Below are 11,875 nucleotides of genomic sequence, written 5' to 3'. Positions count from 1 at the left end.
GCTCCTGCCCCCCCGGGGGCCCCCCCCCCCCCCCCCGGCGCGGGGGGGGGGGGGGGGGGCGCGGCCCCCCCCCCCCCGGGGGGGGGGGGGGGGGGGGGGGGGGCCTTGAGGGGGGACCGGACAGCACTGCATCTGCCGGGGCCCCCTCACCCTAACCCTCTCCCCAGGGGGGAGAGGGAACTGGTCAGCCCATGACCGCCTGATACAGCCGCAGCCAGTTGCCGCCGAGGATCTTCTCCGCATCTTCCGCGCTGAATCCAACGCGGCTCAACCCATCGCGGACGGAGGCGAGTTGGCCGGCCTGGACGATCCAGTCGGGCTTCGGCACCTTGCCCGGACGGGCGGCGGAGCCGGCGCCGTACTGCACCGAACGCGTCCAGCGGCCCTTGCGCATCCAGTCGATGTCCACCTGCGTGGTGTTGTGGCTGTAGTCCGTGCCGATGCCCACATGGTCGATGCCGGCGATGTCGACGGTGCGGGCGACCATCTCGCACCAGCCCTCGACCGTGGCGCAGGCGGACTCCGGCGTGATGTTGCGGTAGGCGACGCAGCCGATGACGCCGCCGTTGCGCGTCAGCGCGCGCAGCACGTCGTCGCTCTTGTTCCGCTTGTGCGGGAACAGGGAGGCGGCGTTGGCGTGGGTGACGGCGACCGGCTTTTCCGACCACTCGATGGCGTCCAGCGTCGTCTTGTCGCCGACGTGCGACAGGTCCACGACCATGCCGACGCGGTTCATCTCGCGCACCACCTCGCGGCCGAAGCGGCTGAGGCCGCTGTCCTTCTCCTCGTAGCAGCTGCCGCCCAGCTCGTTCTGGTTGTTGTAGGTCAGCTGCACGACGCGGACGCCGAGGTCGGCGAACAGCTCCACATAGGCGATGCGGTTCTGGAACAGGTTGCTGTTCTGGTAGCCGAGCAGGACGGCGACGCGGCCCGTCTCCTCCGCGCGGCGGATGTCGGCGGTGGTGCGGGCGATCAGGAACAGGTCGCCCATCTCCCGCTCCATGTCGCGCCAGCGGCCGATGGCGTCGAGCGATTCCAGGGTGTCTTCCCAAAATCCCAGGGTCGGGGTGACGCAGGTGTAGCCGCTGCGCTTCAGTTCCTCGAAAACGGCGCGGTCAAAGTGGCCGCACTGGAGGGCGTCGATCAGCATGGGGGCATGTCCGTGAAAGAGGGGGGCGCTAAAGCGGATTGCGATCCGCTTTGGACTGCGACCGCAGTCCCGGCCGCACATGCGGCCGAAGCCCGGCCGGCAAATGAGGCCATGTGAATCTAAAGCGGATGGAAATCCGCTTTAGTCAGGCCGCCGAGGCGTCGCCGCGCAGAAGGGAAAGGTCGGTGTCGTCCTCGTCCTGGCGACCGACCACGCGGCCGTCGGCGGTGACCATGATGGCCCCGGCGTGCCGGCGCGACGCGTAGCTGTCCGGCGCCAGCGCCTCGTTGGCGAGGTGGAACAGCCGCCACCACAGCGACGCCGGCACCGGGATGCCGTCCGCGCGGATGGCGTCGAGCGTGGTCCGCGCGTCGGCCGGCCGCGCCTCGACGGTGACGCGCAGGGCCGGCGCGCCGTCGTGCCCGGTCGCGGCCACCGCGGCCGACAGCCCGTGCGCCTCGGCGAGCGCCGCGACGATGGCAAGCTCATCGCAGTCCGCGACGTTCCGGACGACGGCGACGGCCGGCAGCCCCCGGCGATGCCGGTCGACGCAGAGGTCCACCAGCACCGGCGCGACGACCCAGGCGTGCTGCCCGCCGCCGTCCACCACCGCCGCCGCGTCGTCCTCGCCCAGGAGCCGCAGCGCCCCCGGCTGCGCCCCGCGCAGCGTTTCCAGATGCCCGAGCAGCGCTGGGTAGCCGCTCAAGCCCAGCGCCGCGGAATAGAGCGCGCAGTCGCGCAAGGTCGGGACCAGCCCAGGCTCCACGCGGGTCACCTGCATCAGCCGCTCCAGCACCATCCGGCTTTCGCGCAGGCTGACGCGCAGGGAACCTTCATTGTCGACACTGTGGAGGCTCATGGCCGGGGCTCCGCGGGGTAGAACCAGGAAGGGTCGGCGCCGGCGCCAAGGTCGGCGGGGGTCGGCGCGCCGTGGAACAGCACGCCGCGCAGGTTGCGGTTCAGGAAGTCGCGCGTCTTGTCGATGCCGTGCAGGCCGACGTTCAGCAGGCGCGTGATGTGGGCGGGGACGAAGCCCTCGCTCATGATGTCCGCGTGCGGGGAATGGTAGGGCAGCCCGGCCAGCGCCTGAACCCGCGTGACGATCGCCCGGTGCTGCGGGTGCGCCAGCAGGAAGCGCGCGGTGCTCTGCCGTGGGTCCTGCGCGGCGAGGTCGGCGTCGAGCCGGACGATCAGGCGCGGCAGGTCGAGCCCGAGGTTGACGGCGTCGCCCACCTCCTCCCGCGGGCCGCGGCGCGGCTCCTCCGCCGTCACCGACTTGTACCAGACGTAGCGGCGCGCGGTGTCGGACTCCAGGTCCAGGCCGAAGGCCCAGGCGTACTGGCTCCGGATGATCTCGCGCAGGCGGGACACCGGCATCTCCGGCCGTCCGGTCATTTCCTCGTCCAGCACCAGCGTTTCGACCAGCGCGTCGGCCTCGTCGGCGACCAGCTCGATCAGCAACGAATGCAACGTCTCCAGCGCCTCCGCCCGGACGCGGCCTTCCAGCCCAGCGCAGAGGTCGGCGATGGGCAGCGGGGCAACCGCCTCGCCGCGGCGGATGCCGGCCAGCAGCCGGTCGACCTGGTCGCGGATCAGCGACAGGTCGTCGGCGATCAGGTCGCTCGGCGTGATCGCCTCGTAGACGACGCGGTCCTCGCGGCGGAAGCGGATGGCCTTGTCGATCAGCCCCAGCAGGGTCGCGACCTCCGCCCCGTCCGGGCCGGGGACGATGGCCTTGGCCCGCGCGATGGCCTCCTCGCGGATGCCCAGCCAGCGGTCGATCAGGCGCGGGTGGTTGTTGACGAACAGCATGAGGCCGAGCGCCGAGCCGTTGCCGACCCCAAGGAACCGCGCCAGATCCGGCGACAGCGCCGCCGCCTGCGGCGAGGCCATCCGCGCCAGATGGTGCACGAGATCCTGCGCGAAGACCCGCATCATGTAGGCGCACAGCATCTGGGCGGCGAGCGACCAGCGCAGCGGGTGGTCCTTCTCGAAGGCCAGGAAGGTCTTGGTCCCGAAGGTGCCGTTGCCGTCCAGCCCGGTGTTGCGCATCAGGTAGCAGATCTGCGCCAGCTGGCCGACGTCCGGCTGGTGGCCGGCGGCCAGGGACTGCACGGTGTGGTCGAACAGGCGCTGGCTGCGGTTGGACCGGCACCAGATCAGCGTGCCCGGCGTCGCTCGCCCCTCGTAGAGCTTCGGCAGCTCGTTGCGCGTCGTCTCCACGTCGGCCGGGCTGATGTCGCCCTCCACGAGCGCGCCCATCATGTCCCAAGAGCGGCCGATGATGCGGCCGGAGCGGCCCTGGCTCGCCGGCTCGAACGAGAAGACCGGGAAGGAGAAGCGCCAGCCGCCGGCGTCGATGCGGTAGCCGGCGGTGCCGCGCCCGCGCTCGTCGATGTCGAAGCCGGTGCGGGTGATCGTCCAGCGCTCCCGGATCGCGCGGTTCATCAGGGCGCGCGAGGCGCTGATGCGGGACGGCTGGATGGCCGCGAGGCGTTCGGGCAGCATCAGCTCGGCCGGGGACCGCATCAGCCGGTGGAGGCTGTAGGGGCCCATGTCCGGAATTGGACCGGCCGCGATGCCCCCGATGGACGGGGCCCTGATGGCGGGAGACTGGGCAAGGTTCATTCTCTCACTCCGCGTAGGCGAGCGTTGACCCGGGCCGCCGCCGCGACCACAACGCTCGCGCATGAATTCGTGTTGAAGCCGGCCGTCGGCCCGGAGAGCGACAGGGCGGCGATGCAGTCGCCGTGGCCGTCGAAGACGGGGGCGGCGACGGCGGAAACGGTGCGGGGACCGGTGTAGCCGGACACGGCGTAGCCATCGCGGCGGATCGTCTCCACCAGCTCCGGCTCGGGCAGCGCCACGCCGGCCCCCGACAGGCGCGCGATGATTTCGGGACGTGCGAAGCTGGACAGGACGCGCCCCAGCGCGGTGCGCTCCAGGTCCAGCCGGGCGCCGACGCGCAGGTCGGCGCGCAGGATGCCCTTGGACTCGACGCGGCGCATGATGATCGCCTCCTGCCCGTCGAGCACGGCCATGGAGGCGGTCTCCCCGCTCTCCGCGACCATGTCGTGCAGGATGTCGGCCAGCCGGGCGCCGAGGTTCGCCTGCTCCATCGCCATGGCCGCGTGGCCGACGATGCGCAGCGCGAGGCGGTAGCGCCCGTCCTCCGTCTGCTCCACCCAGCCGGCCTCGACCAGGGTTTGCAGGCGCTGGTGCGTGGCCGCCCGCGCCTCCTCCACCTTGCGGGCGACGTCCGCCAGCCGCACCGGTTCCGGCGAGGCCGACACGGCGTCGAGCACGGCGAAGGTCTTCAGCACGGAGGACAGCGGACGGACGCTCACGATCGGCTCCCTGGTCTGGCAAGCTTGTTTTTGTATTCTATTTGAAGACGTTGTATTCTACATGAATTGTACCGCAACCATTTGCATCTCGGAAGCCGTTTGTGAGAAGCGCAGCACCGTTTATTTGTTTTTACTTTTCATCGAGCAGAAGTCTTTTAGCGACGACTGCTCCTTTCCCTCGTCATCCCAGCGAAGGCTGGGATCCAGGAAACTCACCCTCTCCCAGCCCCGCTGGGAGAGGGAGGGACCCGCGAAGCGGGAGGGTGAGGGCAAGGTTTTCCCGAGAATCTTAGCCCTCACCCTCCCACTTCGTGGGCCCCTCCCTCTCCCGCCGGAGGCGGGCGAGGGGTTTTTTCAGATCACCGCCTCGATCAGGAAGGGACCGCGCCGGCCCACGGCCGCTTTCAGCCGGTCGGCAAAGCTTTCCGCCGTGTCCACGCGCGCCGCCTCCACGCCGAGGGAGTTGGCGAGCCCCACCCAGTCGATGGTCGGCTCCACCAGGTCGAACAGGCGCTTGGCGTTGGCCCCCGGCTCGCCCGCCCCGACGCTGCGGTATTCGCCGCGCAGGATGGCGTAGGAGCGGTTGGCGAAGACGACCGTGACGATGTCCAGGTTCTCGCGGGCGTAGGTCCACAGCGCCTGGGCCGTGTACATGCCGCTGCCGTCGGCTTGCAGCCCAATGACCTTGCGGTCCGGGCAGGCGACCGCCGCCCCCAGCGCCAACGGCAGGCCGATGCCGATGGACCCGCCGGTCAGCGCCAGGAAGTCATGGGCCGGCGCCCCGCGCGTCAGGTCGAACAGGCGCCCGCCGGAGGTCAGCGCCTCGTCGCACAGGATCGCCCCTTCCGGCATCAGCGCGCCCACCGCGGCCACGACGCTGTCGGCGGTCAGGGCTCCGGTGGGCAGCGCCGGCCGGTCCAGCGGTTGCAGCGTGGGCTGGACGCCCTGCCCCACCCCCAGCGCCTCGGCCAGCGCGGCGAGCGCGCCCGGCAGATCGTCGCCCGGCTCCGCGAGCGTCAGGACGCGGCAGCCCTCGGGCAGCGGGGTGCTCGGCCGGCCGGGATAGGCGAAGAAGGCGACCGGCGACTTGGCGCCGACCAGGATCAGCTGCTCGACGTCGCGGAAGGTGGCGATGGCGCCGTCCAGCGGGTAGGGCACGCGGTTCACCGCCACGCGCCCGGCGCCCCGCTCCACCCGGTTGTTGGACTGCTGCGCCAGCAGCCGGACGCCGGTCGCCTGCGCGATGCGGTCCGCGGTGGCCAGCGCCTCGGCGCGCAGGGCGGTGCCGGTCATCAGCAGAACCGTGCGCCGCCCGGACCGGATGGCCGCGACCGCGTCGGCGACGGCGTCCGCGGACACCGTGGCCGGGGCCGGCGGCGCCAGGACCGGCGGGGCGGCGGGGGCCGTCTCCGACCAGGCCGCGTCGGCGGGCAGGATCAGCGTGGCGATCTGGCCGGGCGCGGTGCGCGCCGCCCGGATGGCCTCCGCCGCGTCGCCCGCCACCGCAGCCGCGGATTCGGTGCTGCGGACCCAGTGCGACATCGGGCGGGCGAGCCCTTCGATATCGCTGGTCAGGGGCGCGTCGTAGGCGCGGTGGAAAGTCGCGTGGTCGCCGACCACGTTGACGATGGGCGACCGCGCGCGCCGCGCGTTGTGCAGGTTGGCGAGCCCGTTCGCCAGCCCCGGCCCGCAATGCAGCAGGGTGACGGCGGGCTTGTCGGCCATGCGGGCGTAGCCGTCGGCGGCCCCGGCCACCACGCCTTCCGACAGGCCCAGGATGCAGCGCATCGCCGGCTTGCGGTCGAGTGCCGCGACGAAATGCATCTCCGACGTGCCGGGGTTGGCGAAGCAGACGTCCACCCCGCCGGCCAGCAGCGTGTCGCACAGCGCGTCGGCGCCGGTATTTTGAGTCTTGGTCATGGTTGCACCATTGGATTGGCGTGGGCCGGAATGGCGTGGATGGCGGAGGCTGGCCAGAGGACGCTGAGCGCGGCACCGCTGCCGATGCCGTCGGCCTCCGGCCCGCGCAGGCGGATGCGCAGGTCGGCCCCGCCGGCCCGCCCGATCAGCAGCGTGCTGTCGCCGTAGGGAACGACCGTGTGCACGCTGACGTCCGCGCGGTTCGGCGCGTCCTCAGCCACACCGGCCGCCGGCCCGGCGAGATGGATGGATTCGGGGCGCAGCATCAGCGTCACCGGCGCGCCCGCCGCGGCGGCCAGCCGGTTCGGCAGGCGCATCAGGCCCAGATGCTCGGTCCGCACCAGCCCCTGGTCGGGGTCCAGGACGGTGCCGGGCAGCAGGTTGCTGTCGCCGATGAAACGCGCGACGAAGGGCGTGCTGGGCGTCCGGTAGACCTCCTGCGGGGTGCCGATCTGGTCGATGCGGCCCTTCTCGAACACGGCGATCCGGTCGGACATGGTCATCGCCTCCGACTGGTCGTGGGTGACGAAGATCGTGGTCACGCCCAGGCTCTTCTGGATGCGCTTGATCTCGATCTGCATCTGCTCGCGCAGGTTCTTGTCGAGCGCGCCCAGCGGCTCGTCCAGCAGCAGGAGCGACGGCTCGAACACCAGCGCGCGGGCCAGCGCGATGCGCTGCTGCTGGCCGCCGGACATGTCCTTGGGCCAGCGGTCGCCGTAGCCGGACAGGCCGACCAGGTCCAGCATGGCGCGCGCCTTCCGCTCCGCTTCCCGAACCGGAACCCCGCGCATGTCCAGCGGGAACATGATGTTCTGCAGCGCCGTCTTGTGCGGGAACAGGGCGTAGTTCTGGAAGACGATGCCGATGTTGCGGGCGTGCGGCGGGGTGTTGCTGAGCGCCCGGCCGCCGACGCGGACGCTGCCCGACGTCGCGTTCTCGAATCCGGCGATGATCATCAGCGTCGTCGTCTTGCCCGACCCGCTGGGGCCGAGGAAGGTGACGAATTCCCCCTTCTCCACATCGAGGGACACGCCGCCCAGCGCCTGGACACTGCCGTAGCTCTTGGTCAGGCCGGACACCTGAAGGTAGGGGTCTCGCATGGTTGGGCCTCAAGCCTCCAGTTGCACGCGGGTGGGCGCGCAGGGGTTGGGTACGGGTTCCTTGGCGACCGGCTCGCCGCCGCGCGCATCCGGACGGGAACGGCGCCGGCTCACCGCCTTCCACACCACCGGCGCCAGGATGACCAGCGCCACCGCGGCGAACAGCAGGGTGGACACGACGGAGATGACCGGGTCGGCCTGCATGCGGATGCTCTCGAACATCTTGCGCGGCAGGGTCTCGCTCTCGCGGCCGGAGATGAAGATGGCGACGACCGTCTCGTCGAAGGACTGGATGAAGGCGAACAGCGCGCTGATCGCGAAGCCCGGCCGCAGCACCGGCAGCGTGACGTGCCGGAAGGTGCGCAGCGGCGTGGCGCCCAGGCTCATCGCCGCGCGCTCCAGGTTGCGGTCGAAGCCCTTCAGGTTGGCCGACAGGATCAGGAAGGCCACCGGCACCGACAGGGCGGTGTGGGCGATGATCACGCCCAGGTGCGTCTGCGTCAGCCGCAGGTCGCCGAGGTAGGAGTAGTAGCCGATCGCCAGCACGATGTGCGGCATCGCCATCGGCATGGTCAGCATCAGGTTGGCCAGCCCGCGCCCGACGAAGCGGTGGCGCACCACCGCGAAGGTCGCCGGCGTCACCAGCAGCATGGTCAGCACCGTCGTCCCGAAGGCGATGATCAGGCTGTTGATGGTCGGCTGGGTCCAGCGCTCGTCCGTGAAATAGGCGGCGTAGTAGCCGAGCCAGTAGCCGGGCGGCGGGAATTCCAGCGACGGCGCCGTGCTGAAGGACATCGGCACGACGATGAACAGCGGGGCCGCGATGAAGAGGGCGACCAGCACGCCGAGCAGCTTGGGAAGCAGCTTCATCTCACCCCCACAACCGGTCGAGGCCGAAGCGGCGGTGGTAGACGGTCAGGACGATCAGCGTGCTGGCCAGCAGCACCATCGCCATGGCGGAGGCCTGGCCGAAGTCCAGGAACTCCTCGATCTGCGTGCCGATCAGGCCGGCGACCATCTGCTCCTGCGGGCTGCCCAGCAGCACCGGCGTGACGTAGAAACCGAGGCAGATCATGAAGACCAGCGTGGCGCCGTTGACCATGCCCGGCGCGCTCAGCGGCAGGTAGACCTGCCGGAACACCGACCAGGGCCGCGCCCCCAGGCTTTCCGCCGCGCGCAGCAGCGCCGGGTCGATGCGCTTCATCACCGAATAGAGGCTCATCACCATGTAGGGGATGAGGATGTGCACCATCGCCAGCGTGGAGCTGAGCCGCGTGAACAGCAGGTGCGGCGGCGGATCCCAGCCCAGGAAGGCGAGGAAGGCGGTGACCGGCCCGTTGTTGCCCAGCAGCACCATCCAGGCGTAGGTGCGCACCAGGAAGCTCGTCCAGAAGCTCATGGTGACCAGCAGCATCAGCAGCGCCGCGACCCGCGGCGACGACTGCGCCATCAGGTAGGCCAGCGGATAGCCCAGCAGCAGGCAGCACAGCGCCACCCCCAGCGCCGTCAGGAAGGTGTTCAGGAAGACCTGGAGGTAGAGGCCATCGCTGGTCAGGTGCGCGTAGTTGCCGAGCCCGAACTCCGGCTCGGTCACGCTCATCAGGGCGACCTGCCCCAGTGGCACCAGGAAGAAGGCGCAGAGGAACAGCACCAGCGGAAGCAGCAGAAGCCACGGCTTCAACGCCCCCGGCGCGGCGGTCCCCCGGTTGAGGACAGAAAGCACGGTCGTCTCCCCTTCCGGAAACGGCGATCAAAAAGGCAGGGTCGAAAAGGCCGGGATCAGGTGGCGATCCACTGCTCGAACCGCTGGGTCACCTTTTGCAGATTGTCGCCGAAATCCTCGACGTTCTGCTCCACGGCCAGCGGGTAGTTCTCCGGTCCGGTCGGCATGCGGTTCGCCTCCTCCTTCGGGATGAAGTCGAAGGCTTTGGGGTTCAGCGGGCCGTACAGCGCCTCGCGGCAGAAGCCGGCCAGCCGTTCCGGCTGCACCGCGCTCTGGATGAACTTCCAGGCGATCTCGCGCCGCGGCGTGTTCTTGGACACCACCCAATAGGCGCGGTCGATCTGCGCCTGGTTCCAGGTGATGCCGATGGGGTGGCCCTGGTCGATCAGCTCCAGCGCGCGGCCGTGCCAGATGCCGATCATGTCGACCTCGCCGTCGCGCAGAAGCTGCTGCGATTGCTGGCCCTGGGTCCACCACACGCGCAAATCCGGCTTGATCCGGTCGAGCGTGCGGAAGGCCCGGTCGGTGTCCAGCGGGTAGAGCTTCTCCTTCGGGGCGCCGTCGGCCATGAGCGCCAGCGGCAGCACGCGGGCGCCGTAGCGTTGCAGGCTGCGCGCGCCGGGGAAGTCCTTGCGGTTCCAGAAATCGGCCCAGTTCTGCGGCCCGCCGTTGGTCAGCCGGTCCTTGCGGTAGGCGATCAGGGTGGAGAAGGCGTGCGAGGACACGCCGTTCTCGAACACCGCGTCCTTCCACAGCGCGGAGGCGAGCGGGCCGCCCGCCACCGGCTCGATGATCTTGGCGGCATTGGCCCGCACGATGTCGCCGCCGCCCAGCGTCGTCACGTCGAATTCATAGACCCCGCTGCGGACCTGGGCGGCCAGCTTGGCGAAGGACACCGGCGACACGGTGCGGATCTCGACGCCGGTTTCCTTCGTGAAGGGTTCGAACAGATGCTTAGAGGCGGCCTTTTCCCAGCTGCCGCCCCAGGTGTTGACGTACAGAACCTCCGCCGCGCGGGCGCTGCGGATGATCGCCGGCATCGCCAGGACGCCCACGGCGCCGGCGGCCAGCGTCATCACCGAGCGGCGCGACACCAGGCGCGCGCCGCCGTCGGCGCCACCACCAGCGGCGGTCTTCTCGACGTCTTCGCTCATAGCCCCTCCTGTTCGGCGGAACACTTCCGTTCGTCGTCGGCGCAGCAACGCGCTGCGGCGCGCCCACCGGCGTCCCGCCTCATCACGATCACATCATCGGAAACCACCCACCGATTTCAGCTTTGCCGTTTTCGGCATTGCGAATGGCTTCACAAGGATCCGTCTTCCCTGCATCCCGGCGCCGCTTTTTCTTCTGTCATCCCGCGGGCCGGCTGTGTATTCTAATAGAATACACCGTCTTCTTAATGAATATGCTGCGCCCAGATCGTTGATGTGTCAAATCGACGCAGCGACAGCGTGTCGCATGCCTGCCATTCGTGAGGGGTATGGCTGGAGGGGGAGAGTGCAGGCGTTGGGCCCCCACCCTAACCCTCCCCCACCTTCGGCGAGGGAGGGGACTGCCGCCGTCCTCGCACTAAACTCCTCCCCCCGCGAAGTGGGGGGAGGTTAGGGTGGGGGCCCAACGCAACCACTTCCCGCAATCAGATTGCCGCGTGCCGGAACTCGCTCGGCGCGACACCAAAATGCCGCTTGAAGGCACGCGAAAAGGCTTCCTCCGCCTGATAGCCGACGCGCACGCCGACCTCGCTGACCGGCAGTTCGGTGGAGGTGAGAAGCTGTGCGGCGGCCTGGAAGCGCAACTGTGCCAAGAGCCCGAGCGGGGCCACGTCCGCCTGCTTGCGGAAGGCGCGGACGAGGCCGGCGCGGGAGGTGTGGCTGGCATCCGCCAGTTCCTCCAGGGTCCAGGGGCGCGCCGGCTCCTCCAGCATCCGCACGACCGCCCGCCCCGTGGTCGGGTTGCCGAGCAGGGCGAGGATCCCGCGCAGCTCATTCGCCTGGTCCATGTGCGCGCGGATGATCATGGTGAAGAGCGCGCTCGCCAGGTTGGCGGCGATGGAGGCCGCCCCGGGCCGCGCCTCCTGCAACTCCGCCCGCACCGCTTCGACCAGCAGGCCCAGCCGGGCCAGCGCCGCGTCCCGCCCGGCGGCGAGGTGCAGCGCGTCGGGCAGCGCCGCCAGCAGCGGGTTGCTCCGCGCCTGCTCGAACCGGAAATGGCCGCAGATCACCTCGCAAGAGGCGTCCTGGCCGTCGGCATTCGTGCGCACGGTCACCGCGCCGTTGTGGCTCTCGGTCAGGACGATCGGCCCGGCGTGGTGGGGCAGCGCGGTGTCGCTACGCATCGTGTGGCGGGCGCCGTGCGGCAGGACCACCACGTCACCGGCGACCAGGGCCAAGCTGCGGCGCTGGTCGGGCAGCTCCAGCGTGCAGGAGCCGCGCGACACGATGTGGAAAGGGGCGGCGCCGTCCGGTTCCGGATCGTGCGGCAGCGCCCAGCTATCGGCGAAGCGGCACAGCAGGTCCAGGCGGGGGTGCACGCGCGTCAACTGCGCGAGCCGGGTCAACGCATCATCCATGGTCCGCCGCCACACCCCTTCCCATCCCAACCCCGCAATCGACAACAAGTTGGTGTCATGATGGTG

General features: G+C 70.3%; 10 protein-coding genes. All 10 read right to left on the bottom strand.

Going from position 1 to position 11,875, the window contains the following annotated elements:
* Positions 1-184 precede the first annotated feature (184 nt).
* The 10 genes from J2851_RS29975 to J2851_RS29930 all read right to left on the bottom strand — a co-directional run bounded on the left by J2851_RS29975 (position 185) and on the right by J2851_RS29930 (position 11,809).
* Positions 185-1,150 (bottom strand): dipeptidase, encoded by a 966-nt coding sequence (locus J2851_RS29975; protein ID WP_209771101.1) that lies wholly within the window; start codon positions 1,148-1,150, stop codon positions 185-187.
* A 145-nt stretch (positions 1,151-1,295) separates the two neighbouring features.
* Complete coding sequence (locus J2851_RS29970) at positions 1,296-2,009, bottom strand: hypothetical protein (protein WP_209771099.1); 714 nt, start codon at positions 2,007-2,009, stop codon at positions 1,296-1,298.
* Complete coding sequence (locus J2851_RS29965) at positions 2,006-3,778, bottom strand: hypothetical protein (RefSeq protein ID WP_209771097.1); 1,773 nt, start codon at positions 3,776-3,778, stop codon at positions 2,006-2,008. Before J2851_RS29965 ends, J2851_RS29970 begins: the two co-directional genes overlap by 4 nt.
* Entirely contained in the window at positions 3,775-4,497 is a 723-nt protein-coding gene (locus J2851_RS29960; RefSeq protein ID WP_209771095.1) for an IclR family transcriptional regulator, read from the bottom strand. The genes J2851_RS29965 and J2851_RS29960 overlap by 4 nt, the downstream gene beginning before the upstream one ends.
* 354 nt (positions 4,498-4,851) lie before the next feature.
* Positions 4,852-6,417 (bottom strand): acetolactate synthase large subunit, encoded by a 1,566-nt coding sequence (locus J2851_RS29955; RefSeq protein WP_209771093.1) that lies wholly within the window; start codon positions 6,415-6,417, stop codon positions 4,852-4,854.
* A complete protein-coding gene (locus J2851_RS29950) occupies positions 6,414-7,517 on the bottom strand; it encodes an ABC transporter ATP-binding protein (RefSeq protein ID WP_209771091.1) in 1,104 nt (367 codons plus the stop codon). The genes J2851_RS29955 and J2851_RS29950 overlap by 4 nt, the downstream gene beginning before the upstream one ends.
* Positions 7,518-7,526: 9 nt before the next feature.
* A complete protein-coding gene (locus J2851_RS29945; RefSeq protein WP_209771088.1) occupies positions 7,527-8,387 on the bottom strand; it encodes an ABC transporter permease in 861 nt (286 codons plus the stop codon).
* Position 8,388: 1 nt separating this feature from the next.
* Positions 8,389-9,240: an ABC transporter permease gene (locus J2851_RS36090; protein WP_209771085.1), complete on the bottom strand. Its 852-nt coding sequence runs from the start codon at positions 9,238-9,240 to the stop codon at positions 8,389-8,391.
* Between the two features lie 56 nt (positions 9,241-9,296).
* Positions 9,297-10,394 carry an ABC transporter substrate-binding protein gene (locus J2851_RS29935; protein WP_209771082.1) on the bottom strand — a complete coding sequence of 366 codons (1,098 nt, stop codon included), beginning with the start codon at positions 10,392-10,394 and terminating at the stop codon, positions 9,297-9,299.
* 482 nt (positions 10,395-10,876) lie between these two features.
* The gene (locus J2851_RS29930) at positions 10,877-11,809 is read right to left on the bottom strand and encodes an AraC family transcriptional regulator (protein ID WP_209771079.1); all 933 of its coding nucleotides are present in this window, start codon (positions 11,807-11,809) and stop codon (positions 10,877-10,879) included.
* Positions 11,810-11,875: the final 66 nt, after the last annotated feature.

Source organism: Azospirillum rugosum (genome assembly GCF_017876155.1).
Lineage (GTDB): Bacteria > Pseudomonadota > Alphaproteobacteria > Azospirillales > Azospirillaceae > Azospirillum > Azospirillum rugosum.
This window is presented reverse-complemented; position numbering and strand designations above follow the sequence as displayed.

Excerpts from the sequence above, each read along its gene's own strand:
- J2851_RS29975 (WP_209771101.1), bottom strand. The coding sequence starts at position 1,150 with ATGCTGATCGACGCCCTCCAGTGCGGCCACTTTGACCGCGCCGTTTTC.
- J2851_RS29970 (WP_209771099.1), bottom strand. The coding sequence starts at position 2,009 with ATGAGCCTCCACAGTGTCGACAATGAAGGTTCCCTGCGCGTCAGCCTG.
- J2851_RS29965 (WP_209771097.1), bottom strand. The coding sequence starts at position 3,778 with ATGAACCTTGCCCAGTCTCCCGCCATCAGGGCCCCGTCCATCGGGGGC.
- J2851_RS29955 (WP_209771093.1), bottom strand. The coding sequence starts at position 6,417 with ATGACCAAGACTCAAAATACCGGCGCCGACGCGCTGTGCGACACGCTG.
- J2851_RS29950 (WP_209771091.1), bottom strand. The coding sequence starts at position 7,517 with ATGCGAGACCCCTACCTTCAGGTGTCCGGCCTGACCAAGAGCTACGGC.
- J2851_RS29945 (WP_209771088.1), bottom strand. The coding sequence starts at position 8,387 with ATGAAGCTGCTTCCCAAGCTGCTCGGCGTGCTGGTCGCCCTCTTCATC.
- J2851_RS29935 (WP_209771082.1), bottom strand. The coding sequence starts at position 10,394 with ATGAGCGAAGACGTCGAGAAGACCGCCGCTGGTGGTGGCGCCGACGGC.
- J2851_RS29930 (WP_209771079.1), bottom strand. The coding sequence starts at position 11,809 with ATGGATGATGCGTTGACCCGGCTCGCGCAGTTGACGCGCGTGCACCCC.